The 25130-nt window shown below is 66.7% G+C and carries 23 protein-coding genes and 2 pseudogenes; 12 read left to right on the plus strand and 13 right to left on the minus strand.

What is annotated here, in order from left to right:
- Window positions 1-14: 14 nt before the first annotated feature.
- Window positions 15-340 (plus strand): annotated as a pseudogene (locus ABID77_RS20715) (SAM-dependent methyltransferase); the annotation flags it as partial.
- 561 nt (window positions 341-901) lie between these two features.
- Here the strand turns inward: ABID77_RS20715 and ABID77_RS20720 are convergent.
- Entirely contained in the window at window positions 902-1819 is a 918-nt protein-coding gene (locus tag ABID77_RS20720; protein ID WP_429599995.1) for a LysR substrate-binding domain-containing protein, read from the minus strand.
- Between the two features lie 160 nt (window positions 1820-1979).
- On the opposite strand from ABID77_RS20720, the gene ABID77_RS20725 reads away from it, so the two are divergent.
- The 7 genes and pseudogenes from ABID77_RS20725 to ABID77_RS20755 all read left to right on the plus strand — a co-directional run.
- Window positions 1980-3254 carry a ribulose-bisphosphate carboxylase large subunit family protein gene (locus tag ABID77_RS20725; RefSeq protein ID WP_429599998.1) on the plus strand — a complete coding sequence of 425 codons (1275 nt, stop codon included), beginning with the start codon at window positions 1980-1982 and terminating at the stop codon, window positions 3252-3254.
- Window positions 3251-4672: a four-carbon acid sugar kinase family protein gene (locus ABID77_RS20730; RefSeq protein WP_429600000.1), complete on the plus strand. Its 1422-nt coding sequence runs from the start codon at window positions 3251-3253 to the stop codon at window positions 4670-4672. Before ABID77_RS20725 ends, ABID77_RS20730 begins: the two co-directional genes overlap by 4 nt.
- A 39-nt stretch (window positions 4673-4711) precedes the next feature.
- Window positions 4712-5485, plus strand: coding sequence for an SDR family NAD(P)-dependent oxidoreductase (locus ABID77_RS20735; protein ID WP_429600002.1), 774 nt, complete (start codon window positions 4712-4714; stop codon window positions 5483-5485).
- Between the two features lie 25 nt (window positions 5486-5510).
- The gene (locus tag ABID77_RS20740) at window positions 5511-6521 is read left to right on the plus strand and encodes a TRAP transporter substrate-binding protein (protein WP_429600005.1); all 1011 of its coding nucleotides are present in this window, start codon (window positions 5511-5513) and stop codon (window positions 6519-6521) included.
- Between the two features lie 45 nt (window positions 6522-6566).
- A complete protein-coding gene (locus tag ABID77_RS20745) occupies window positions 6567-7166 on the plus strand; it encodes a TRAP transporter small permease (protein WP_429600007.1) in 600 nt (199 codons plus the stop codon).
- Window positions 7163-8443 carry a TRAP transporter large permease subunit gene (locus tag ABID77_RS20750; protein WP_429600010.1) on the plus strand — a complete coding sequence of 427 codons (1281 nt, stop codon included), beginning with the start codon at window positions 7163-7165 and terminating at the stop codon, window positions 8441-8443. The genes ABID77_RS20745 and ABID77_RS20750 overlap by 4 nt, the downstream gene beginning before the upstream one ends.
- A gap of 55 nt (window positions 8444-8498) precedes the next feature.
- A pseudogene (locus ABID77_RS20755) lies at window positions 8499-8906 on the plus strand (pyruvate kinase); the annotation flags it as partial.
- A gap of 129 nt (window positions 8907-9035) precedes the next feature.
- Here ABID77_RS20755 and rraA read toward each other — a convergent pair.
- From rraA to ABID77_RS20795, 8 genes are all read right to left on the minus strand, one after another.
- On the minus strand, window positions 9036-9503 hold the full coding sequence (gene rraA / locus ABID77_RS20760) for a ribonuclease E activity regulator RraA (protein ID WP_429600012.1): 468 nt from the start codon (window positions 9501-9503) through the stop codon (window positions 9036-9038).
- 41 nt (window positions 9504-9544) lie between these two features.
- Window positions 9545-10600, minus strand: a complete 1056-nt coding sequence (locus ABID77_RS20765) for a lactonase family protein (RefSeq protein ID WP_429600015.1) — start codon at window positions 10598-10600, stop codon at window positions 9545-9547.
- A gap of 17 nt (window positions 10601-10617) precedes the next feature.
- On the minus strand, window positions 10618-11484 hold the full coding sequence (locus tag ABID77_RS20770) for a methylglyoxal synthase (RefSeq protein ID WP_429600154.1): 867 nt from the start codon (window positions 11482-11484) through the stop codon (window positions 10618-10620).
- Complete coding sequence (locus tag ABID77_RS20775) at window positions 11484-12161, minus strand: aldolase (RefSeq protein ID WP_429600017.1); 678 nt, start codon at window positions 12159-12161, stop codon at window positions 11484-11486. Before ABID77_RS20775 ends, ABID77_RS20770 begins: the two co-directional genes overlap by 1 nt.
- The gene (locus ABID77_RS20780) at window positions 12139-13065 is read right to left on the minus strand and encodes a GntR family transcriptional regulator (RefSeq protein ID WP_429600019.1); all 927 of its coding nucleotides are present in this window, start codon (window positions 13063-13065) and stop codon (window positions 12139-12141) included. The genes ABID77_RS20775 and ABID77_RS20780 overlap by 23 nt, the downstream gene beginning before the upstream one ends.
- Before the next feature lie 45 nt (window positions 13066-13110).
- Window positions 13111-14382 (minus strand): 3-oxo-tetronate kinase, encoded by a 1272-nt coding sequence (otnK, locus tag ABID77_RS20785; protein ID WP_429600022.1) that lies wholly within the window; start codon window positions 14380-14382, stop codon window positions 13111-13113.
- A gap of 20 nt (window positions 14383-14402) precedes the next feature.
- Window positions 14403-15476: an isocitrate/isopropylmalate dehydrogenase family protein gene (locus tag ABID77_RS20790; protein ID WP_429600025.1), complete on the minus strand. Its 1074-nt coding sequence runs from the start codon at window positions 15474-15476 to the stop codon at window positions 14403-14405.
- 65 nt (window positions 15477-15541) lie between these two features.
- On the minus strand, window positions 15542-16123 hold the full coding sequence (locus tag ABID77_RS20795; protein WP_429600028.1) for an aspartate/glutamate racemase family protein: 582 nt from the start codon (window positions 16121-16123) through the stop codon (window positions 15542-15544).
- Between the two features lie 211 nt (window positions 16124-16334).
- Between ABID77_RS20795 and ABID77_RS20800 the strand changes: the two genes are divergently transcribed.
- From ABID77_RS20800 to pyk, 4 genes are all read left to right on the plus strand, one after another.
- Entirely contained in the window at window positions 16335-17336 is a 1002-nt protein-coding gene (locus ABID77_RS20800) for a Bug family tripartite tricarboxylate transporter substrate binding protein (RefSeq protein WP_429600031.1), read from the plus strand.
- Window positions 17337-17399: 63 nt separating this feature from the next.
- Complete coding sequence (locus ABID77_RS20805) at window positions 17400-18380, plus strand: Bug family tripartite tricarboxylate transporter substrate binding protein (RefSeq protein WP_429600033.1); 981 nt, start codon at window positions 17400-17402, stop codon at window positions 18378-18380.
- Window positions 18377-19291: an amidohydrolase family protein gene (locus ABID77_RS20810; RefSeq protein ID WP_429600035.1), complete on the plus strand. Its 915-nt coding sequence runs from the start codon at window positions 18377-18379 to the stop codon at window positions 19289-19291. The genes ABID77_RS20805 and ABID77_RS20810 overlap by 4 nt, the downstream gene beginning before the upstream one ends.
- Before the next feature lie 71 nt (window positions 19292-19362).
- Window positions 19363-20781, plus strand: coding sequence for a pyruvate kinase (gene pyk / locus ABID77_RS20815; RefSeq protein WP_429600038.1), 1419 nt, complete (start codon window positions 19363-19365; stop codon window positions 20779-20781).
- Window positions 20782-20886: 105 nt separating this feature from the next.
- Here the strand turns inward: pyk and ABID77_RS20820 are convergent, their stop codons facing one another.
- The 4 genes from ABID77_RS20820 to ABID77_RS20835 form a co-directional block, all read right to left on the minus strand.
- Window positions 20887-22296: an ATP-binding protein gene (locus ABID77_RS20820; RefSeq protein WP_429600041.1), complete on the minus strand. Its 1410-nt coding sequence runs from the start codon at window positions 22294-22296 to the stop codon at window positions 20887-20889.
- Window positions 22293-22952: a response regulator gene (locus ABID77_RS20825; protein ID WP_429600044.1), complete on the minus strand. Its 660-nt coding sequence runs from the start codon at window positions 22950-22952 to the stop codon at window positions 22293-22295. The genes ABID77_RS20820 and ABID77_RS20825 overlap by 4 nt, the downstream gene beginning before the upstream one ends.
- Window positions 22953-23000: 48 nt before the next feature.
- Window positions 23001-23291 (minus strand): hypothetical protein, encoded by a 291-nt coding sequence (locus ABID77_RS20830; RefSeq protein WP_429600047.1) that lies wholly within the window; start codon window positions 23289-23291, stop codon window positions 23001-23003.
- A 345-nt stretch (window positions 23292-23636) separates the two neighbouring features.
- On the minus strand, window positions 23637-25028 hold the full coding sequence (locus tag ABID77_RS20835) for a RepB family plasmid replication initiator protein (protein WP_429600050.1): 1392 nt from the start codon (window positions 25026-25028) through the stop codon (window positions 23637-23639).
- Window positions 25029-25130 lie beyond the last annotated feature (102 nt).

The following is a 25130-nucleotide window of genomic DNA, read 5'->3' on the forward strand; positions in this document are numbered from 1 at the left end:
GACACCGACTTGCTCCTGACGCGCCCGGTCCGTTCTCGTTCGGCGACCGCGAGCGGATGGCGCGCGTCCTGACGGCGGCCGGCTTCACCGCGATCGCCATCACGCCTTTTGACGCTTCCGTCCCTTTCGGCACGGGCCAGACGCGGGATGCGGCGATCGACGACGCGGTGAAGATTGCGATCGAGAACGGTCCGCTGGCGCGCGCCCTGGCTGTCCAGCCCGACGAAGTCCGCGCGCCTGAACCACGCTTCGTGCCACCTTCGCGAGTTGCCCCGGCGAGCGATCGTTGCTGATCGACGGTGCGGCGTGGATCGTCATGGCCCGCGATCCAGAGCGCTGAAAGGCATCCGCCGGAGAGACAGGCGTCATGGTCTCATCCAGCAAGCTGCAGTGCTTCATCCCCTCACGAAGTCGTACTGCGCACCGGCACTGTTACATCAGCCTGGGTCGGGCCGCAGTGCCTCGTACCCCCGACGGAGTCACGCCACTCGCACGGTCCCAGGTGTGCCCAACGGGGTCAACCTATCGAGGATCGCGACGCACACCCGCGGCTCGGTGAACCAGCGACCGAATCGGCACCGTGCTTTTTAAGCTTCCAGCAAACTTCCACGAAAAGTGCCCGGTCACCGAGAACCAAGCGATCCAGCACATCGTTCCATCCATCGAAGCAAGCCTCCATCAGCAGGAACTTTCAGATCACGGTTCTGCCTGCGTGGCATGTCAGGGTCACCTCACGCTCGTGGCCGCACGCTCGAACCGCAAGTCCGGGTGTCGAGCATCATCGAGTTCGCCCAGCCGGGCACAGCCGAAACATCGTGCGGGGTGCGCGTTCGTCTGAGTCAAAGCCACCGCATTCAATTCAGGAATACGCAACGGTGACGACATGATCGAGGAAGCACGACTAACCATCCTTCTCGGATCTTCTGAGTTCACCCTTGATCCAGTCCTCCAAGGCAACCATTTCCGACCTCGAAGCCATGTGCGGCGCTGTCCACAGGACGAGTTTGTGAGGTCCGGGAACGAAGCCGAACGGAGCGACCAACGTACCATTGCTCAGATCGTCGCGCACCAGCATCCTGGGAACGTTCGCCACGCCCAGTCCGCATTTCGCCGCCTGAATCAACAGGTAGAAGTGGTCGAACAAGTCCTCCGTCGTCGAATCGATGCCCTTCAGGTCCATGGCTGTGAACCACTGGGCCCAGGAAGCAGGCCGCGTCTTGGACGTGAGCAGCCGCACGCGGCCGAGGTCACGCAGTGATGTCAGCCGGTGAGTCTGCATGTATTCCGCCGAACACACGGGACCGATCCATTCGGCGACGACATCGCTGACCAGTGCGTCCCGCGGTGGCTCGATCGTCGAGAGACGAAGCGCCAGTGCGATGTTGTCGCGCATGAAGTCGATCGGTCCATGACTCATGTTGAATCGCAGCTCGACCGCCGGATGCCGTTCATGGAACCGCGCGATCCGGGGGATCAGCCAATACATCATGATCGATTCTGAGCATGACAGCGTCAGAGGGCCCGGCCTGAACTGTTCGATGCTGGCTTGAATGAGATTGAAGGCCGACGTCAGGCTGTCGGCCAGTCGTGCGCCTTCCATCGTGGCCTCGGTCGATCGGGTGTCGCGCTTCAAGAGTGGCATTCCCAGACTTTCCTCCAGCGCGCGCACGTGCCGGCTGATCGCGCCGTGCGTGACGGACAGCTCGTCGGCCGCTGCGCTGAAGCTCCTCAACCGTGCCGTGGCTTCGAAGGCCCGCAATGCATTGAGCGAGGGACGTGGTGTTCGCATGGCGTTTCTCCACTGCGGGTTTTCCTGCATGAGCTGTTCACTTTTCTCACAAGTGACAGAAATCATATCGTTTGTGCGAGCCGTGTCGACGCGATAACTTCGCTCTCAAGCATTCAGACCTTCGCTTCAATCGAGATTCCGATTGCCAGCCCGAGCTGAAGAAAACTCACACAACGCGGTACCTTCACCAATGTCCTCGCACCCGCCCAGACCCGAATTCACGGCCAAGTACTTCGTCGAAACCTCGGTACCGATCGAGAAGGCTGCAGAAACCATTGCCGGCGAGCAGTCCAGCGGCACATTCATGTCCTTGCCGGGCGAGACCGACGAACTCAAGCAGCGCTCGCGCGCCCGCGTCGTGCGCATCGACCCGCTGCCGCCGGTGCTCGAACCGTCGCTGACCAGTGCTTTCGTCGAGCGCCGTCAGCACAGGAGCGTCTTCAGCCGGGCGGAAATCGAGATCGCCTTTCCCATCGACAACGTCGGGCCGAACCTTTCGTCGCTGCTGGCGACGGCTGCGGGCAATCTGTTCGAACTGGGCGAAGTCACCGGCATGCGCCTGCTCGACATCGACCTGCCCGAGTCCTATGCCCGCCAGTTCGTGGGACCGCAGTTCGGCATCCCCGGAACGCGCGAGCTGACCGGCGTTCATGGGCGCCCGATCATCGGCACCATCATCAAGCCGAGCATCGGTCTCACGCCCGAGCAGACCGCAGAGATCGTGGATTCGCTCTGCGCAGCGGACATCGACTTCATCAAGGACGACGAGCTGCTGGCCGACCCACCCTATGCGCCGTTCTCGAAACGCCTCGCGGCCGTCATGCCGGTCATCCAGCGGCATGCGGACCGCATGGGGCGCAAGCCGATGTACGCCATCAACATCTCGGGCAGCATCGACGAGATGCTGCGCCGCCATGACGAGGTGCTGGAAGCCGGTGGCACCTGCGTCATGGTGAGCGTCAATTGGGTCGGCTTCTCGGGCGTCGAGCATCTGCGCAGACACAGCCGATTGCCGATCCATGCCCACCGCAACGGATGGGGCGCCATGACGCGCGATCCGCAGTTGGGCTTCTCCTTCGCCGCGTATCAGAAGATCTGGCGCCTGGCCGGCATCGATCAGCTGCACGTCAATGGCATTCGCAGCAAGTTCTGGGAGTCGGACGAGTCGGTCATCGCCTCGGCCAAGTCCTGCCTCTCGACCTTCGCCGGTGTCGCGCCGGTCATGCCGGTGTTCTCTTCCGGTCAATGGGCCGGCCAGGCACCCGACCTCTTCGACCAGCTGCAATCCACCGACCTGATGCATCTGGCCGGTGGCGGAATCATCGGCCATCCCGACGGCATCGCCGCGGGCGTCGCCAGCATGCGCGAAGGATGGCAAGCGGCCTCCCAGGGCATCGACCTGAAGCAGTACGCCTCGAGCCATCCGGCGCTGCAAAAGGCGATGGTGCAGTTCGGCGTCCTATGAGCACGCCGCATGGGTCGCCGACCGCCCGGCTGCGCCTGGCGTTCTACGGTGACGACTTCACCGGCTCCACCGACGCGCTGGAGGTGCTGGCGTTCGGCGGCTTGCGCTGCGCGCTGTTCCTGCGGGTTCCGACGCAGGCACAGATGGATGCGCTGGGACGCTTCGACGCGATCGGCATCGCCGGCAACACCCGCGCCATGACGTCGACCGAGCTCGATTCGCACATGCCGGCCGTCCTGGCCGACCTGGCCGCCTTGCCGACATCCCTGGTGCATTACAAGGTCTGCTCGACCTTCGACAGCGCACCGACGACCGGCAGCATCGGCCGCGTGCTGGACCTGGCTCGCGAAGTCTTCGGGCAGCCGTTGGTTCCGATCGTGGCAGCGACGCCGGCGCTGGGCCGCTACTGCTTCTTCGGGCATCTCTTCGCCCGCTCCGGCACCGACGGGCAGGTGTATCGCATCGATCGGCATCCCATCATGAGCGTGCATCCGGTCACGCCGATGGACGAATCGGACCTGATCCAGCACCTGGGCCGCCAGACGGCGCTGACCATCGGCTCCCTGCCCCTGACGGCATTCGACGCCCCGGCCGATGTCCTTGCAGCGCGAGTGACCGCGATGGCGCCCGTCTGCCAGGCCGTGGTTTTCGACGGGTGGGACGACGAACACCTCGCCAAGGCCGGGGCGTGCGTGCAGCACATGGCGTCGTCCGCAGACACGCCGCTCTTCGTGATCGGCGGCTCGGGCGTCGAATACGGACTGACACGCCACTGGCGCCAGGACGAGCGTCGAGCTCCTGACCCGGATGTCGACCGTTACGCTCGTTTCGATCCGGTCGACCAGGTGCTGGTGGTATCCGGCAGCGCCTCCCCCCTGAGCGCGACGCAGATCGAGAAGGCGGTGGAGCACGGCTTCCGCGAAATCGCGGTCGATGTGCAAGCACTGAGCGAGCCGTCGCAGTCCGACGCGGCGGCCGATGGGCTGGTTCGACACGTCGTCGAAGCCCTGGCGACGGGCGCGAGCGTGGTCATGCACACGGCACGAGGTCCGCGCGACCCTCGCATCGGCGGCTTGATCCAGTCGCTTCGATCGCAAGGCCACAGCGCGGAAGAGGCGAAGCACCACGGCGGTCGCCTCGTCAGCGATCGGCTCGGCAAGGTGGTGGAAGCGATCGTGCGCGCCCATCCGCTGCGACGGCTCGTGCTCTCGGGCGGCGACACCTCCAGTCGCATCACGGAGGTACTGGCGCCGACCGCCCTGGAAATCCGTGCGCGGCTGGCACCGGGGGCGCCGCTGTGCCGGCTGCTGTCCAGCGAACCGCATTTGCAAGACCTGGAACTCGCGTTGAAGGGCGGCCAGATGGGCGGCGCCGACTACTTCGTGAAGGCGCTCAGAGGAAGTGGCTTCACGGCCTGAGTGCGAACAGCAACCCGATTTGGAACTGGAGCAACCGACATGGAAAAAAAACCTACCGAACAACGCGTGGCCTTCGTCACGGGCGGCGCCATGGGCATCGGCGCGGACGTCTGCCAGCGGCTTGCCGCCGCCGGCATGGTGGTGATCGTGGCCGACCGGAACCTGGACGCGGCCGAGCAGACCGCGGCCCGACAGCGATCGTCGGGCCTTCAGGCACATGCCCAGGCCATCGACGTGAGCGACTCACGGTCGGTCGAGCTGGCCTTTGCGGAGACGGAGCGGCGCCATGGGCGCTGCGACGTGCTGGTCAACAGCGCCGGCATCGCCAAGGTGTTCCCTTTCCTCGAATTTCCCCTGGACAACTTCGTGGCGACCATGAACGTCAATGTCACCGGTGCCTTCCTCTGTGCGCAGCACGCGGCTCGCCTGATGCAACGCCACAAGTGGGGCCGGATCGTGAACGTCGCTTCGGTGGCGGGGATGCGCGCCGTCGGCAGCGGCCGAACGGCCTATGGCACGTCGAAGGGGGCGGTGATCGCGCTGACGCGTCAGATGGCCGTCGAGCTGGCCGAGCACGGCATCACCGCGAATGCCGTGGCACCAGGCCCCGTCGACACACCGATGACGCAGGTGCTGCACACCGATCAGTTCCGCAGCGAGTACTGCAAGGCGATCCCCATGAACCGCTATGGCACGACGGGCGAGATCGCCGCCGCCGTGATGTATCTGGTCTCCGAGGACGCCGGATTCACCAGCGGCGTGACGCTGCCGGTGGACGGGGGCTTCCTCGCCTCGGGCGCCCGGGGCCTGTAACGACCAACAACCAAGGAGACATCCCATGAAGCTGAAGAACCTTTTCGCGTGCCTGCTCGGCACCCTGATCATCACCGGCGCCGGCGGTGCACTCGCGGCCGACATCAAGGAGCGGACGATCAAGTACGCCGTGATCTACGACCTCAAGCACCCGCAAGGCCTGGGCGCGGAAAAGTTCGCTGAACTGGTGGGCCAGCGCAGCGGCAACAAGATCAAGGTGAAGCTCTACCCCAGCGGCCAGCTCGGTGGCGAGGTGCAGGTCGTCTCTTCCCTGCAAGGCGGAACGATCGAGATGTCGGCGATGGCGACGCCGCAGCTCGTCGGCAACATCAAGGAATTCGCCGCACTCGATCTGCCGTTCCTGTTCAACAACGAAAAGGAAGTCGACGTGGTCGTGGACGGCCCCGTCGGCAAACAGTATCTGGACCGCCTGCCGGCGAAAGGCCTCGTGGGCCTGAGCTGGTTCGAGCATGGATTTCGCAACCTCACCAACAGCAAGCGGCCCGTGACGAAGCTGGAAGACATCCAGGGCCTGAAGCTTCGGGTGCAGCAGAACGCCGTAGCGATCGATACGTTCAACGCCCTGGGCGCGAACGCCGTTCCGATGTCCTTCACCGAGCTCTATTCCGCGCTCGAGCAGAAGGCGGTCGATGGCCAGGAGAACCCGTTCAGCTCGATCGAGACGGCGAAGTTCTTCGAAGTGCAGAAGTACGTGAGCGTCACCAAGCACAACTACACGCCGCTCATCCTGCTGGCGAGCAAGAAATTCTGGGACACGTTGTCGCCCGACGAAGCCAGGATCCTGAAGGATGCCGCGCTCGAAGCGGCCGTCTATCAGCGCAGGGTCAATCGCGAGTTCAACGAGAAATCGCTGCAAGCCCTGAAGGCGGCCGGGATGCAGGTGACGAACATCGCCCCGGCGGAGATGGATCGCATCCGGACCAAGGTGCAGCCGGTCGTGGAGAAGTACAGCAAGCAGGTCGGCGGCACCCTGGTGAACGACCTCTACGCCGAGATCGAGAAGGCTCGCAGGTAACGAGCATCCCCAGGTGCGAGGCGACAACGGCGTGAGGAACAAGAAATGGTAGACAAACTGGTCGATGGCTACTGCAAGCTGCTCGACGCCCTGAGCGCCCTGGCGCTCGCCATCATGGTGGTGCTGGTGTTCGGCAACGTGGTGTTGCGCTATGCCTTCAACACCGGCATCACGATGAGCGAGGAGGTCTCGCGCTGGCTGTTCGTGTGGCTGGTGTTCCTGGGCGCGATCGTCGCGCTCAAGGAAGGCGCGCACCTGGGCACGGACATGCTGGTGTCGCGCCTGTCGCGAGGCGGCAAGAAGACATGCATGGTGCTGGGCCTGGTGCTGATGCTCTACATCACCTGGCTGCTGTTCTCCGGCGCGCTGGCGCAGGTGAAGATCAACATGGACGTGGAGGCGCCCGTCACGGGGGCCTCGGTCGGCATCTTCTACGCCGCCGGCGTGGTGTTTGCCGTGTCGGCCGGATTCCTGCTGCTGCGACAACTCTGGCGTGTGTTGTCGGGCCAGGTGCGCGACGACGAGCTGGTGATGGTCACGGAATCCGAAGAAGCAGCGGAACTGGAAGCGTTGCAGCACCAGCTCGCCGAAGAGAACGCTCGCACCCCCGAGCCCCTCGACAACCATCCGAAGAGCAAGCCATGACGATTGCGATTTTTCTGGGCGCGCTGATCGGAGCCATGGCGCTGGGCATTCCGATCGCCTACGCATTGCTCGCCACCGGCGTCGCGCTGATGTGGCACCTGGACTTGTTCGACGCGCAGATCCTGGCGCAGAACGTGATCAACGGGGCCGATTCCTTTCCGCTGCTGGCGGTGCCCTTCTTCATGCTGGCCGGCGAGATCATGAACGTCGGTGGGCTCAGCAAGCGCATCGTCGACTTCGCGCTCGCCCTGGTCGGCCACATCAAGGGGGGCCTCGGTTACGTGGCGATCGTCGCGGCGATCCTGCTGTCGGCGCTGTCGGGCTCGGCCGTGGCCGACGCGGCGGCGCTGACCGCGCTGCTGCTGCCGATGATGGTGGCGGCGGGTCATGACAAGGCACGGTCGGGCGGTTTGATCGCCGCCTCGGGCGTGATCGGGCCGGTGATCCCGCCGTCGATCGGCTTCGTGATCTTCGGCGTGGCAGCGAACGTGTCGATCTCCAAGCTGTTCCTCGCGGGCATCTTCCCGGGCATCCTGATCGGCGCGTCGCTCTGGCTCACTTGGATGTGGCTGGTGCGCAAGGAGGACATCGTGCCGCCGCCGCGCAAGTCCGCCGCCGAGATCTGGGCCGCGCTGCGCAGTGCCACCTGGGCGCTGATGCTGCCGGTGATCATCCTGGTGGGCCTGCGTTTCGGCGTGTTCACGCCGACCGAGGCAGCGGTGGTGGCGGCGGTGTACGCCTTCTTCGTCGCCACGGTGGTCTATCGCGAACTCAAGCTCGGCCAGCTCTACGCGGTGTTCGTGAGCGCGGCCAAGACCACGGCGGTGATCATGTTCCTGGTGGCCGCGGCGCTGGTCTCGGCCTGGCTGATCACGGTGGCCGACCTGCCGAGCAAGGTGATCGACCTTCTCAGGCCGTTCATGGGCAACCAGACGCTGCTGCTGATCGCGATCATGGTGCTTTGCATGCTGGTGGGCACCGCGATGGACATGACGCCGACCATCCTGATCCTCACGCCGGTGCTGATGCCGGTGATCAAGGAAGCCGGCATCGATCCGATCTACTTTGGCGTCCTGTTCATCATCAACAACTCGATCGGCCTGGTGACGCCACCGGTCGGCACGGTGCTCAACGTGGTGGCCGGGGTCGGGCGCATGAAGATGGACGAGGTCACCAAGGGCGTGCTTCCGTTCATGCTGGCCGAGTTCGCGATCCTGTTCCTGATGGTGCTGTTCCCGTGGTTGGTGACCGTGCCGGCCAAGTGGTTCGGCGGCTGACCGCGGACGACGAGTTTCGCGTCATCGTCGTCGATGGCGCCACTGGAGAACGAGCATGACGCAACACCGCCCCTGCAACGCCAAGATCGTCGCCACCCTCGGTCCGGCCAGCGCCGACCGCGCCACCATCGAGGCCCTGGTGCGCACCGGCGCCGACGTGTTCCGGCTGAACTTCAGCCACGGCACGCACGCCGATCACAAGGCGCGCCTGGACACCATCCGCGCCGTCGAGGCCGACCTGGGCCGCCCGATCGGCGTGCTGCTCGACCTGCAGGGACCCAAGCTGCGCGTGGGCACCTTCGCCGACGGGCCGGTCCAGCTGGTCGAGGGCGCGGCGTTCCGCCTGGACCTGGCGCGCGACCAGCCCGGCGACGCCACCCGCGCGCCGCTGCCGCACCCGGAGATCTTCGCGGCGCTGACGCCCGGCGCCGAACTGCTGCTCGACGACGGTCGCCTGCGCATGATCCGGTCCGCAACCTGTCGGTTTGGATCAGGGCCAGGGTCAGCGTGCGTCGGCGTTCCCCGACCGACGCGCATGTCGTCGCCACTCGCAAACTGATTGGCGACACCCCCATCACGACAACGGCAGGTTTTAGCTCTGGACCAGGACGATCACGCCATCCTCATCGGCGCAGATCCGATCTCCGGTCACGATGCGGATGCCGCCCACCACGATAGGCTGGCCCACGGAGCCTTCATTGCGCTTGAGCGATTTGCGCGGATGGGCGGCCAGTGCTTTCACCCCCAATGCGAGCGTGCCCAGAATGGCCGCATCGCGCACGCAGCCGTCGATGATGGCGCCCGCCCATCCGTTCTTCACCAGGTCCATGGCGATGATGTCGCCCAGCAGTGCGCAGCGCAGGCTGCCACCGCCGTCGACCACCAGCACGCGGCCGTTGCCCGGCGTCTGGCTGAGTTCCTTGATGCGCGAGTTGTCCTCGAAACACGAGACCGTCAGGGCCGGTCCTTCGAACTGCAGACGACCGCCGAAGTCTCGGAAGATCGGCGGCAGCACGCGGGCATCGGGTTGGGCGTCGCTCAGGTCGGTGGTTTTTTCCATGGGATGTGTTCCAGGTGTCGATGGGGAAATGGCGAGATGCCTCAAGACGGCGAGAAGACCATGCACACCGGACTGCCGCAGGCCACGACCGCATCGGTCGCCGTGAGCCGTCCGGTGTCGGGCGAGACGTCCATGGCGACGATCGAGTCGCTGTCCTCGTTCAGCGCGAAAAGCGTCTGCCCGTTGGGAGACAGGGCAAAGAAGCGCGGCGTCCGGCCCTGGGTGTCGACCGCTTCGACGAACGTCAGTCGCCCGCTGTCGCGATCGATGGCGAAGACGGCGATGCTGTCGAAACCGCGATTGGAGGCGTAGAGGTGTCGGCCTCGTGCATCGATCGCGATCTCGGAGGCCCGGCTGTTGCCGGTGAAGGTGTCTGGCAATGTGGAGAGGATCTGCCAAGCTTCCAACGTGCCGCGTTTGGCATCGAAGTCATAGGCGGTCACCGTCGAATCGAGTTCGTTCACGGCATAGGCCCAGGGCCGCAGGGGATGGAACGCCAGATGCCGCGGTCCGGACGTCTCGCGCGCGATCGCGGCTTCGGGTTGAGCCGGTATCAAGCGCCCGTCCTCGAACCCGAACATGAAGATGCGGTCCAGACCCTTGTCCGGCACCGCGATCCAGCGCCCGCTCGGATCGAAGACATTGAAGTGCGGCTTGGCAAAGGGCTGCTCCACCCGATGCGGGCCGGGCGTGCCGGTGCATTCGGCCAGCTGGCACACCGGCTCCACCGAGCCGTCTTCGGCGATCGGCATCACCGCCACCGTGCCCGACAGGTGGTTCGAGACGATCAGGAATCGCTCGGTCGCATCCAGGGCCAGATGGACCGGGTTCCTGCCCTGGCAGTCCTGCCGGTTCAGCAGCGTCAAGCCGCCCTCTCGGGAATCGACCCGGAACGACGACACCTCGTGGCCGTCGCCGTGGAGGGTGTAGAGCCGGGTGCCTGCCGCGTTCAGGGCCAGGAACGACGGGTTGACCAGGTCGGCGACGAGCTGCACGCGTTCCAGCGCGCGTTGTGCGGGATCCAGGCGATAGACGCTGATGCCTTCGCCGCGGGCATTGCGCTCGCGCGTGGTTCGAGATCCGACATAGGCAAACATGGCAAGTCTGGGGAAGTTCAGTGGGTCAGTGCCATGGCGCGGGCCCAGCGCTCGGCCATGACCGGGGAATTGAAGCAGGTGGTTTCGTGGGTCGCGCTGCCCACCGCGCGCTCGAGCAGCTGGATGTCGGCCTCGTGCTGCCGGGCAACGTGCGGGTCCTCGAAGAAGATGACCTTCTGGCAGCGGCGGTCGAGGACCAGTTCGGCGATCTGGGCGTCACCGCCCAACGGGCCGCTGAGGTAGCGCGTGACCCAGGGCCGGTCCGCCGGCCAGCCGCGCGACCAGGCCATCTCGTTGAGGAGCCCGCCCGTGGTCCCGGTGCCGACGCGGCACGCGAACCGCGAGAGCAGATCGAAGTGCCGCGCCGCGAACTCGACCATGCGCGGCTTGTGGGCGTCGTGGGCGATCAGGGCCACGGTCTTGCCGGCGAGGTCGTGCCAGGCGGGATCGGTCGTGTCGGTCGGATGGCCGGCCAGGGCCAGCTCGATGGCGATCCACTCGACCGCGCCGGCGGCGGTCGCGATGAACGGCTTGCCGTGCGTCACGCACTGGCGCTTCAGCGCCAGGGCCTCCGGATACAGCGACGACGGATCGGCCGGATCGATCAGGTAGATCGCGCCATCGAGCGCCGCCGAACGGTCCAGCCCGCCGGAGATGCGCGAGACCACCCGCATCAAGCCGCCCTGTCCGCCATGAGGCAGCGCCACGAGCGGCGGGTAGTTCCTCAGGAGCCGCTGGCGGGCCAGGGCGTCGTAGGTGCCGCCGACGGCTTCCAGACCCAGATTCAGGGCCCGGATGCCGGATTCGCATTGCCCGGCCCACCATCCCAGCGCACCCCCGGCCTGCTGCCGGTGCAGCCGGTTGGCCACCAGACCGAAGCGCATCACCAGGCCGCGCCGAAGGTGGTGCGCAATTCCTCGATCTGCGCCGAGGCCAGCGGCGCGGTGTCCACGCCGACCAGCAGGGCCAGCCGGGCGGTTTCCTCGAGTTCTTCCAGCGTCGCCATCGCGGCGGCGGGCGAGTCGTGCCAGACGTTGGGACCCAGGCGCTCGAGCATGACGGCACGGATCGGTGTGCCCAGCGCGGCGTAGTGCGCGATGGCGCGCTCGACGCGTTCGGCCGCCAGGGTGTCGCCCGGCCGCGCATAGTCGATCAAAGGAACGTGGCCGACCTTCATGACGAAATACGGCGTGAGGGCCGAGAGCAGTTCGTTCGCAGCGCGGGTGCGCAGCGTCAGGGCCACGCAATGGGTGCTGTGGGTGTGGATCACGCACCGGCCCGGCGCGTCGGTCTTCGCACTGGCCGCGTAGATGCGTCGGTGCAGCGCGATCGTCTTGCTGCCGCGGTCGCCGCTGACCTGCCGGCCCTCGGCGTCGAGCTTCGCCAGGCGCTCCGGCGCCAGGAAACCCAGGCAGGCGTCGGTGGGCGTGATCAGGAAGCCGCCACCCTCCTCCTCGTCGAGCCGCACGCTGATGTTGCCCGCGGTCGCGTGCACATAGCCGCGCTCGAACAGGCTGCGCCCGACACGGCAGATTTCCTCACGTGCCTTGTTCTCGTTCATCGCCACTGGCGTCTCCGATTTTGGTGATGCGCGCCGTGTTCAGGTGCTGGCGCAGGTATTGGGAAGCTTCCATGCGCTCGCCGGCCACGAGCAGATCGATCATCACCAGGTGCTCCTCGCACTGGCGATGCAGCCGGGCGCGGTCGAGCCGCGTGCCGTATTCGACGACCCGGCGCATCTGGTTCAGTGTGCGCAGCGAGTCGAGCAGGAAGCGGTTGTGGGCGCCGGCGACCACGGTCTCGTGGAAGTGCACGCCGGCGCGGAAGAGTTCGGTCGGCGTGCAGCGCTCGATGCCGCCCTGGAGCAGCTCCTGCTGCTCGCGCCGGCATTTCTCCAGCTCCGCCACGTCGACCTGGTAGCCCGGCTCCAGGATGGCGGCGGGCTCGATGATCATGCGGAAGCGGTAGCTCTCGCGGTGCGAGGTGACGTTGTTGAGCAGCGGACGGAAGATCCAGCCGCGACCGGGCTTGCGGTCGATCATGCTCTCGCGCGCCATCCGGTTGAGGATGCGCTGCACCTGCAGGCGCGCCAGCCCGTAGCGTTCCATCAGGTCGTTCTCGACGATCTCGTCGGCGATCAGGCCGTTGATGCGGTCGTTGGCAATGCGCATGTACATCACCTCCTCCGACGCCGGGTTGGGCGCGAAGTCCAGTTCGCCCAGCTCGGCGGGCATCTTGGCGACCTGGAAGCCGCGGTTGGGCTCCGAGGTCACCGCGCCGGACTCCTGCAGGTACTGCAACGCCTTGCGCACGGGCGAGCGCGAGACGTCGAGTTCGTCGCACAGGGCCTGCTCCGTCAGCCGGTGGCCGACGGGGTAGCCCTCGCGCCGGATCATCTCGACGATGCGGCGTGCCAGGGTGGGAATGAGGGCGCTGACATTGGGCGACGCGGTGGGCGTGGACATGGCGATGGGATCAGGCATGGCGTGGACGGCCCTCGACTTTACGGCTCAGGCCAGCACGCCGAAGGCGCTGGTGAAGAAGTCGACCGCGCCGAAATTGCCCGACTTGAGCGCGATGTGCAGTGCACCTTCTGCCGCGTCGCCCGTCGTCGCATAACACCATGGCACCCCCGGTGCGATCTGCGGGCCGATGCGCATGCTGTGGATGTCCAGGGCCTGCACACAGGCGCCCGAGGTCTCGCCACCGGCCACCACCAACTGCGACACCCCGGCCTGCGCCAGACCGCGCGCGATGGACGCCAGCGCGTGCTCCACCATCTCGCCGGCCTGGGCCACGCCCAGGCGGGCCTGCACGGCGCGCACCGAATCGGGCGGCGCCGTCGCATAGATCAGGATGGAACCCGAATACAGGTGCTGGCGCGCCCAGCGCAAGGCCTCGTTGATCAAATCCTCGCCATCGGCCAGACGCAGCGGATCGATCGCGAATGCCTTGCCGCCGCGCTCGATGAAGTTGGCCACCTGGGCATTGGTCGCGGTCGAACAGCTGCCCGACACGATGGCCTTCAAGCCTTTGGCAGGCGGCAACGCCGAGGCTTCCGCTGTCATGTGGATGCCGAAGTTCTGCGGCAATCCGATGGCAATGCCCGAACCCGCCGTGACCAGTGGCAGCGACTTCAGGGCCGGACCCACCATCATCAGGTCCGCGTTGCTGGTGGCGTCGAGCACCGCCATGGCGATGCCGTCGGCACGCAGTTGCGCGATGCGCGCCGCCACCGCGTCGGTGCCCTGTGCCAGCGTCCGGTAATCGATCAGCCCGACCTTGCGGTCGGTCTGCGACTGCAGCACGCGCACCAGGTTCGAATCCTTCATCGGCGTGAGCGGGTGGTTGCGCATGCCCGACTCGTGCAGCAACTCGTCGCCGACGAACAGGTAGCCCTTGAACACGGTGCGGCCGTTCTCCGGGAAGGCCGGGCAGGCGATCGTGAAGTCGGTGCCCAGCGCGTCCATCAGCGCCTCGGTCACCGGACCGATGTTGCCCTCGGCCGTGGAGTCGAAGGTCGAGCAGTACTTGAAGTAGATCTGCTCGGCGCCCTGCGCCTGCAACCAGGCGAGCGCAACCAACGACTCGGCCACTGCCTCGGACGCGGGGATGGTGCGCGACTTGAGCGCCACCACCACCGCATCGGCCTCGCCGTCGAGCGGTCCCTCGGGCACGCCGATGGTCTGCACCACCCGCATGCCGGCGCGCACGAGGTTGTTGGCGAGGTCGGTGGCGCCGGTGAAGTCATCGGCGATGCAGCCGAGGAACAGTCGGGTCATGGAATGACGACCTCCGGCGTTCAGGCCGAAGCCATGGCCTTCACCACCGCGGCGGTGAAGTCCTTGCAGCCCATCGTGCCGCCGATGTCGCGGGTGCGCGTGGTCGGGTCTTCCAGGGCCTTGTCCACCGCACGCACCATGGCGTCGCCGGCATCCTGCATGGCCTTGTTATTCTGCTTGTCGCCGACCCAACGCACCATCATCGCCACCGACAGGATCATCGAGACCGGGTTGGCCAGGTCCTTGCCGGCAATGGTCGGCGCCGAGCCATGCTGAGCCTGCGCGCAGCAGATGTCGTCGCTGGCCATGACCGAACCGGCCAAGCCCAGGCTGCCCGACAGCTCGCTGGCGAGGTCGGAGATGATGTCGCCGTAGAAGTTGGTCGCCACCAGCACGTCGAAACGCTCGGGCTCCTTCACCAGGTGGGCGGTCGAGGCGTCGACCAGCAGGTCGTCCAGCGCGACTTCGGGGAAGTCCTTGGCCACGTGGCGCACGGCCTCGAGGAACAGGCCGTCGGTCATGTGGAAGCTGTTGGCCTTGTGGATGGCCGTGACCTTCTTGCGGCGCGTCATGGCCAGCTCGAAGGCGCGGCGCGCGATGCGCTCGCTGCCACGGCGGGTGATCTTGCGGATCGACAGGGCCATGTCCGGGTCGGGCATCACCTCACCCCAGCCACGCGCCATGTTACGGTCGGGGTAGAAGCCCTCGGTGGCCTCGCGCATGATGACCAGATCCATCGTGCGGCCTTCGCGCATGTTGGACTGCAGGAACGGCCGCGTGCGCGCCGGGCGCACGTTGGCATACAGGTCGAGACCGATGCGGAAGCCCGCCGAGACGTTGCGGCCGCCCTTCTCCGGCGCCGGGTAGTCGGCATGCGACTGCGTGCCCAGGATGATGCCGTCATAGGTCTTGGCCTTGTCCAGGGTCTCCTGGCGCAGCGTGGTGCCGTGCTTCTCCAGGCTGGTGAAGCCGGCGTCCTCGTAGTCGTACGTGATGCCGAGGCCAAAGCGCTCGTCGGCGGCTTTCAGGACGTCGACCGAGGCGGCAACGATTTCGGGGCCGATGCCGTCGCAGGGCAGGACGATGAATTTCATGGTGTTCTCCGGTGGTTCGAGTGAGGGGTGAGAGGGAAGGAAAAAAGAAATCGGGACGGTGACGGTCAGGCGTTCAGCAGGTTCTTCTGAAGCAGGCGCACGGCGCTGTCGGGACTCGTGAGGACGGACTTGCCCAGGTGCCGGGCGACCAGGGCCTGCGCACGCGCCATGGAAAACTGGCCGAGCATCACGACGTCGCAATGCTCCAGATCGGAGGATCGCTCGACCACCAGGCGATCGTGCGTCGCAGCATCGCCCGCGTTCAACGCCGCCAGCGCGCCGGTGGCGCACACCGTGACCAGTTCCAGATCGACGCCGGCCTTCGATGCCAGCGATTGCATCTCCTCGCGCATCGGTGCGATCGAGGGCTCGAAGGTCGACAGCAGTCCGATGCGTCGGCCCCCCGTGGTGCGCAACACGTCGAGCGCTTCCAAAAACATGGCCTCGTTGGGCTTGTAGGTCGGCACGTTCACCGCTCGCGCCGCCGCCTCGATGGCCGGTCCGAAGGCGGAACACGTGAACAGCACCCCCTGGGCACCCGTGCGCACGGCGTACTCGGCCAGATCGACGAAACGCTGCGTCATTCCGGCGTCGAGTTGCCCCTTGGCAGCCAGGTCGCCCGACAGGCTGTCGTCGAGCAGGTTCATCAGGGACGCCTGCGGCCAGAGCCGACCGAACGCTTCTGCCACTGGCTGCACCGCCACAGGCGTTGCGTGTATCAAAGCAACTCTTTGTGCAAATTCCGTCATGGGTTTCATGTGTCAGGGTTTGCGCTGATTGTACTTGAATAGTCATAAGTACAATCAGGGAAAACCCAAGCGCAGCACTCGACAGTGCTTTTTTCCCACAGGAGACCTCATGACTTCCTTCTTTTCACTGCGTCGCCATCTGCTTCGAGGCACTGCCGCGGCAGGTGCGGCGTTGTTGCTGACCAGCCCGGCCTGGGCACAGGCCGGCGACTACCCCCAGAAGACCATCACCTTCGTGGTGCCCTATGCCGCAGGCGGCAGTTCGGACATCCGGGCACGCCAGATCGCGCAGAAGCTCTCGGTCTATTTCGGCAAACCGGTGATCGTGGACAACCGTCCGGGCGCGGGCGGCAACATCGGTACCGACTACATCGCCAAGGCCCAGCCCGACGGCTATGTGATCGGTCTGGGCAACTTCGCACCGCTGGCGGTGAACAAGGCACTGTTCGCCAAGCTGCCGTTCGACCCGAAGGATCTGGTGCCGATCGCCCTGATCGAGCGCGGCCCGCTGGTGCTGTCGGTCAGCAAGAACTCGCCCGACAAGTCCGTCAAGGACGTCATCGCGCGTGCGCAGGCCAAACCGGGCGCGATGAGCTTCGCTTCGGGCGGCCTGGGCGGCTCGCACCATCTGGCGGCCGAGTTGTTCGAACAGAACGCCAAGGTCGACATGGTGCATGTGGCCTACAAGGGCGGCGCGCCGGCGACCAACGACCTGATCGCCGGCAACGTCGACATCATGTTCGAGTGGATCTACGCCGTGATGCCCTACCTCAAGGGTGCCGACGCGAAGCTCAAGCCGCTGGCCATCACCGACGACAAGCGCTCGCCGCTGCTGCCCGAGGTGCCGACGTTCAAGGAACTGGGCATCGCCGGCATGGAGATGTCGAACTGGTTCGGCGTCGTCGCGCCCAAGGGCACGCCACCGGCCATCGTCGCCAAGCTCAACGAAGCCATCAACAAGGCCATCCGCGAGCCCGACGTGACCGAGAAGATCACCTCGCAGGGCAACGTGGTCGCCGGGGGCACGCCCGAGGCCTTCGGCACCTTCATCCGCGCCGAGTCCGACCGCTGGTCGACGCTGGTCAAGGCCCACAACATCAAACCCGAGTAATTCGCCAGCGGTCGCCCTCGAGCACGGCGACCCGGGCAGCGTTTTCTCCAGAGAACCTCCACCATGACCTCTCATCTCTTCGCGCGTTTCACGCTGGCGCTGGCCATCGCCGGCACCTCCGCCCTGCCTGCGATGGCGCAGGCTCCGTCCTATCCGACCAAGCCCATCCGGATGGTGGTGCCCTTCGCCGTCGGCGGACCCAACGACGTGATGGCACGCGTGCTGGGCCAGCAGCTCAGCCAGGACACCGGGCAGCCCGTCGTCATCGACAACCGGGCCGGCGCGGGCGGCGTGATCGGCACCGACGCCGTCGCCAAGGCCGCACCGGACGGCTACACGATCGGCTTCGTCAGCGCGCCCTTCACGATGGCGCCGGCGCTGCAGGCCAAGATGCCCTACGACACCGCCCACGACCTGGCCGCGGTAGCGAAGGTGGCCGAGTCGCCCATGCTGCTGATGGTGCCCGCCACGTCCCCCCACAAGACCGCAGGCGAACTGATCGATTTCGCCAAGAAGAATCCGGGCAAGCTGACCTACGGCTCAGGCGGCACGGGCAGCACGCCGCACCTGACGACCGAACTGCTCGGCTCGGTCACCGGTGCCAAATTCCTGCACGTGCCCTACAAGGGCGGCGGCGAGTCGATCCGCGCGCTCATGGGCGGCGAGGTCGACATGCTGATCGACAGCGTGACGAGCACGGCGACGCCGCTGTCCTCCGGCCGGGTCCGTCCGCTGGCCATCGGCCAGTCGACGCGGCTCGCGAAGCTGCCCAACGTGCCGACGCTGGAGGAAGCCGGCATCAAGAACTTCTCGGTCACCCACTGGGTGGGCGTGGTGGCGCCAGGCAAGACGCCTCCCGCCGTGGTCGCTGCCTTGAATGCCGCGATCGTGAAGGCACTGCAGAAACCCGAGGTGGCGCAAAAGTTCGCCGACATCGGTGCCAAGCCCGTGCCCGGCACGCCCGAGCAGTTCCAGAAGTTCATCGGCGAGGAACTGACCAAGTGGCAGCAGGTGGTGAAGTCGGCCAACATCCAGAGCCAGTGACCACGCCCGACGACCGACCGCGGGCCGTGCCGCCTGCCATGGCGTGGGTGCCGCCGCAGGCCACGGACTGCCATGCGCACATCTTCGACCCGCTGCGTTTTCCGTATGCGGCGGCACGGCGCTACACGCCGCCGCCGGCGCGGGTGGCCGACCTGCGCGCCCTGCATGCCCGGCTCAGTGTGAGCCGCGTTGTCCTGGTTCAGCCCAGCGTGTACGGCACCGACAACGCCTGTCTGCTGGATGCCTTGGCGCACTTCGGCGCGCAGGCACGCGGCATCGCGGTGATCGACGAGACATTCAGCCGCCAGCAGCTCGCCGACCTCCACACGGCGGGCGTGCGGGGCGTGCGCATCAACCTGGAGGCGTCCAAGCAGGTCGACGTGTCCCTGGCCGTGCGGCGTCTGCGGACCACCGCAGAGACGCTGGACGACTCCCCGCTGATCATCCAGCTCTATGCGGCGCTGCCGGTGCTCGCGGCCTGTGGATCGATCATCGCCACGCTGCGCCAGCAGGTGCTGATCGATCATTTCGGCTTGGCCAAGGCCGCCCGGGGACCAGAACAGGAAGGCTTCGACGCCCTGCTCGACCTGATCGCCCTCCCCCGGGTCTGGATGAAGTTGTCCGGTCCGTACCAGATCTCCGACCTCGGTCCTGCGTACCCCGACATCGAACCCGTGGCACGGGCGCTGCTCGAAGCCGCACCTTCCCGCGTGGTCTGGGGCAGCGACTGGCCGCACACCGGCGGCACCCATCGTCCGGCCACCTACCGGCCGACCGACCTGGAACCGTTCCGACAGGAAGACGACGTCCGCAATTTCGAACTCCTGCGGCAGTGGGCGCCCGACCCCGCGGTCCGGCAATCCCTCCTGGTGGACAACCCGGCCAACCTGTTCGGCTGGGATCGCGACTGAACGCAGCCGCAACTTTTTCCTCGCCCTCGTCGCGCGCGACGTCGGCCCTTCTTCTTTCCGACATGCTCTCAATGAAACGTCCCTGCAACGCCAAGATCGTCGCCACCCTCGGTCCGGCCAGCGCCGACCGCGCCACCATCGAGGCCCTGGTGCGCGCCGGCGCCGACGTGTTCCGGCTGAACTTCAGCCACGGCACGCACGCCGATCACAAGGCGCGCCTGGACACCATCCGCGCCGTCGAGGCCGACCTGGGCCGCCCGATCGGCGTGCTGCTCGACCTGCAGGGACCCAAGCTGCGCGTGGGCACCTTCGCCGACGGGCCGGTCCAGCTGGTCGAGGGCGCGGCGTTCCGCCTGGACCTGGCACGCGACCAGCCCGGCGACGCCACCCGCGCGCCGTTGCCGCACCCGGAGATCTTCGCGGCGCTGACGCCCGGCGCCGAGCTGCTGCTCGACGACGGCCGCCTGCGCCTGCGGGTGGTGACCTCCGGCCCTGAGTCGGCCGAGACCGTCGTCGTCAACGGCGGCCCGCTGTCCGATCGCAAGGGCGTGAACGTTCCCGGCGTCGTGCTGCCGCTGTCCGCGCTCACCGCCAAGGACCGCGCCGACCTGGACTACGGCCTGACCCTGGGCATCGACTGGATCGCCCTGTCCTTCGTGCAGCGCGCGGTCGACATCACCGAGATCAAGGCCCTCGTGCGGGGTCGCGCCGGCATCGTCGCCAAGCTGGAGAAGCCCGCCGCGATCGAGAGCCTGGACGCCATCCTGGCCGAGACCGACGCCGTCATGGTGGCGCGCGGCGACCTCGGCGTGGAGATGCCCGCCGAGCAGGTCCCTGCCATCCAGAAGCGCATCGTGCGGGCCTGCCGGCGCCTGGGCAAGCCGGTGATCGTGGCCACGCAGATGCTGGAGTCGATGGTCGGCGCGCCGGTGCCAACCCGGGCGGAGGCCTCGGACGTGGCCACGGCCATCTACGACGGCGCCGACGCGGTGATGCTGTCGGCCGAGTCCGCCTCGGGCAGGTACCCGGTGGAGGCGGTCGCCATGATGGACGCGATCATCGCGCAGACCGAGGCCGACCCCTACTACCGGGATGCGATCGACGCGGGCCACACGCCTTCGGGCAAGAACGTACCCGACGCGATCGGCTGGGCGGCGCGCTCGGTCGCCGGCCTGTTGGACGTCGCGGCCATGGTGGCCTACACCAGCTCGGGTGCCTCGGCCCTGCGCATGGCACGCGAGCGGCCGCGCGCGCCGATCTTCGGCATGACGCCCCAGCGCGCCACGGCGCGCCGGCTGGCCCTGGTGTGGGGGGTCAATCCCGTGCTGTGCCACGACGTCATGGACGTCACCGAGATGACCGAGGTCGCGGTGCAGACCGTCGCCAGGCTGGGTTATGCCAAGTCCGGCGAATCCATCGTCATCGCCGCCGGCATGCCCTTCGGCACGGCCGGCACCACCGACCTGCTGCGCATCGCGCAGATCGACTGACGTCGAAGGTCGTGCTTCGCCCGGATGCACGACCTGGCTGCGCCGTTCTGCACCGCGGTCTGACCTGGTGCGCAGCCGGCACATCGGCCAAGGCCGCATGTGCGATCACGACAAGGGAAGGTCCAACGTGACCGCCAAACCCTGACCGTCGGGTCCCGGCTGGAAGGACAAGGTGGCACGATGCAAAGCGGCGATGCGCGCCACGATCGACAGCCCGAGACCGCTACCGCCTTGACCGCTGCCAAGGACGCGGAAGAACCGCTGCCCCAGTCGCGCCCGGTCCGACGCCGTGACGCCCGGCCCCCGATCGCGCACCGTGATCCGGCATCGGCCGCGCTGCGCGACCGCCTCGATGTGCACCGGCCCTTGCGGCGGCCCGTAGCGCAGGGCGTTGTCGACGATGTTGCGCAACGCGCTCTGGAGCAGCGACGCATGGGCGTGGAGCGTTGGCACGCCGCAGTCCACGTGCAGCGCCGCCGTCTGGGCCGGCATCAGATCGCGCTGGATCTGCGCCAGGAGCCTGGGCAGGTCCACCACGTCCTTTTCGAGGGTCTCGGGTTGCGCCGGGTCGAGCCGGGCCAGGGTCAGCAGGCTCTCGGTCAGCGTCGTGCATCGGTCCACGCTGTCGCGCAGGGACTGCAGGCCCTCCCCGTGGCCCGACGCCGTCCCCGCCATGCCTTCGGCAGCCTGCTGGCGCTGCATGAGCTGGATGCGCATGCGCAGGCCCGCCAGCGGCGTGCGAAGCTGATGCGCGGCATCGGCCGTGAAGCTTCGCTCCTGCTCGATCGCCTGGCCCAGCCGCGACAGGACGACGTTGAACGAGCGCACGATCGGCTGCAGTTCCAGCGGCTCGGAGGCGGTGGGCACCGGTGCCAGGTCGTCGGGCGACTTGGTCGAGATCCGCCGGGCGGTCTGCTCGATCGGCAGCAGCAGCCGATGGATGATCCAGGCGCAGAAGCCGGTCAGCAGCACGAGCAGGACCAAGGCCGGCCACAACAGTGTCTGGGCCACGTCGCGCAGTAGCGCGATGCGCTTCTTCCACGGCTGGCCCACCTGGACCTGGAACGCCGAGTCCTTGCCGCGCAGCAGGTAGACATGCCACGCCTGACCGTCGATCCACACGTCGCGAAACCCGCTGCGCTTGTCGAGCTCGGGCGAGAACGGCTGGGACGGCGCGTCGTCGGCGCGCTGCACCACCCGGCCCGCTCGGTCGATGATCTGGAAGTACACGTGCAGCTCCGGAAGTTCCCGGTCCTCCTGCGTCCGGGCGGCCGTCGACCTCTGGCTGCTCGATGGCGAACCCAGCGCCAACGTGAGCCGGGCGGTGTCCTTGAGCGCATCATCGAAGACATCGCTGGTCTGTTTCCATGCCACGTACACGACGACGCCCGTGCTGATGGTCCACAGCAGCACGCTGGCGCCCAGGATCGCGCTGATCAGGCGGCGACGCAGGGAATAGGCATGCGGATCGGCGCGGCGCAGCCTGCGGGCGCACGCGACCAGGGCCTCGATCACGGCACGCTCAGGCCGTAGCCGTGGTGACGGACGGTCGTGATGAACTTGCTGCCGAGCTTCTTGCGCAGGTTGTAGACATGCACCTCGATGGCGTTGCTCTCGACTTCCTCCCCCCAGCCATACAGGGCCTCTTCCAGCTGGGCGCGACTGAGCACCTGGGTGCTGCGGCGCATCAGTGCCTGGAGCACGGCGAATTCCCGCGCCGTGACCACCACCGCCTGTCCCTTCAAGGTGACGCGCTTGCCGGCGGGGTCGAGTTCGACATCGCCATGACGCAGGATGGGATTGGGATTGCCGGCGCGGCGTCGCAGCGCCGCGCGCAGGCGCGCGGACAGCTCTTCCAGGTCGAAGGGCTTGACCAGGTAGTCGTCGGCTCCCAGGTCCAGGCCTTCGACGCGGTCCTTCAAGGTGTCGCGTGCGGTGATGACCAGCACCGGCAGGGTTTCGCGACGTGCCCTCAGCGCCGTGAGCACCTCGTCGCCGAGCAAGCCGGGCAGCCCGCGGTCGAGCAGGACGCAGTCGTAGGCATGGGTGCGCAGCGCGATGTCCGCCAGATCGCCGGCTCGCAACCAATCCACGGCATAGCCGTCGAGCTGCAGCCAGGTTTGGATCGTGCGGCCCAGGGAGTCATCGTCTTCGACGAGGAGGAGGCGCATCGATGCACGTGAGGAATGAAGGATGGGAAAGGATGCGGCGGCAGGTGGTCAGGTCGCTCGGTCGCGCAACGCGGCCGCGTTGCCAGCCGGGACGACGGCTGCTGCGTCCAGAGCTTGCGGATTGACCACGACGACGCGATTTTGCATCGCTCGGAATGGCGCGGGGTTGCCGGACAGGTCGACGACGCAGGGGTTGTGGGACGAGGCCAACTCGAGCGTCGGAGTCACCGCGACAGGCGACCTCATGCCGGCAGCGGTTGTTTCGAAGACCGACTGGGCCAGCGCGCCCTTGCTGAGCAGAACGATGACCAGACCGCAGGCGAAAAGAGTGAGTTTCATGAGGGTTCCTATGGGTTCGACACCTTCGCAGCGCGGGTTGCGTTGCGGCGAGGAACTCATTGGAATCACCCTAGATGAAGGCTTTCTGATGCCTGCTGCATCACCGACTTGACGTGCGGATCAAGCTCGACGAAGGCGACTGGCAATGAGGTCAAGGCAGAAGGCCATATCCGCGATGACGGCAGAGGCGAACTTCGCAGGCGAACACTGTCTTTTTGGAACAGCACATGAAGCAGCTCGTGCCTCACAGATCACAGTTATCCCAGTTGATAAATCACATAATCAACCATTGAATATCCACATTCGAAACGGCGCCAAGATTCGACCATCGAAGGGCTGGCGCTGTCAGTCGACAGTGCCGCCCAAGCGGGCCGCCACCTCCAGCAGCTCGCGATCGGTCGGCTGGTCCCACTGCGGGCCGTGGGTGGCCTGTGCGTAGTAACGGACCATGTCCTGGATGACGATCTGGTGTTCCCAGCCGCTGGTCTGGAGCCTTTTGCGGATCGATGGATGGACGTTACGACGTTCCATGTCCTCCAGGAGCGCGGCCTCGAGGTCGTTCTGCGCTTCGACGGACAGGGCCTGGATCTCCTCGATCACCTGGCCGCGGCGCTCCCGCAGCCATTGCTCGTTCCACTTGGCATGCCGCGTGGCCTGCAGGTTGCGGCTGACGGCGCTGTGCGGATCGGCCTTCGCCACCTGGGTGGCCTGCTCCATCTGCACGCGCCGGGCCTCGCCGGGCATGAGCGACTTGAGATAGCGGTAGAGGTCCCGCAACGGCTCCGGGAATCCCGAGGCGATGCGCCGCTCCAGCGCGTCCAGGCCCGCGACGAGCGCCGGCTCGCCGAACTCCTCCAGCAGGGCTTCGGCGCGGTCGCCGTCGATACCCAGCCCGATGGCGCGCTCGATCGACGCGACGTCGACGGGCCGGGGCACGGCGATCTCGGGCAGGTCGTCCTGCGACTTGGCCCTGACCAGAAACTGCAGGTCGGAGATGAAGCGACCGGCCTTGTATTCGACCAGTTCGACCTCGATGTCGGTGACCGCCGACACCTCCGCGATGGCCAGGCGCAGGCAGTCGCGCTTGAAGACGCGGTACTCCATGCGCGCGGTCTTCTCGTTCTCCGGCCGCCCCGTCAGGACGGGACGCCACCAGTGCCAGGACTGGCGCGCCGTGCGGCCGATGTCCTTGTAGCGGGTGCAGATCTCGTAGAGCGCCAGTCCGGCGTGGGTTCGCAGCTGGGACAGGATGGGCAGCTGCAGGCGGGCGAACACCCGGGGCTCCAGCAGCTCCTGGCGCATGTTCACGGCGTACGACCATTCGACCCAGATCTCGCCGCGGACCTTGGTCAGCTTGGCATGCGAGAGCAGGCCGCAGACGGTCCAGTAGCCGCCCTCCCCTGCCGTGGGCGACTGCCATTCGACGGTGGTCGAGACCATGCCGCGCAGGTGCTTCTTGATCAGCTCCAGGTCGTTGGAACCGTAGTCGATGCCGCGGACGACCTGCGACAGCGTGGTCGAGAAGACTTCTTTGTCCAGCCCCTGGTCCTGCGCCAGGTGCAGCAGCACGTTCCAGCTCTTGCGGGCCAGGATCGTGATCTTCTTTTCCTTCGGGGTCCAGCCCAGTGTGTTGACCGGCTTGAGCAGCGGCCGGACCACCGAGGGCGACGAGCCCGCCGGCGGCAGGCTTCGCCGTCGAGGACGGGAACGGGATGGGACATCGATCTGGAGGGCCATGTCCCACTCTAACGCAGCGTGTCTTGATGAGAGTCGGGCTTTCACCTCAGTCGAATGGCCGCGGCACGGCGTCCGACTCCTGAAAAGTCTCACTCGACACTC

The sequence above is a fragment of the Variovorax sp. PvP013 genome (genome assembly GCF_050435945.1).
Taxonomy (GTDB): domain Bacteria; phylum Pseudomonadota; class Gammaproteobacteria; order Burkholderiales; family Burkholderiaceae_C; genus Variovorax.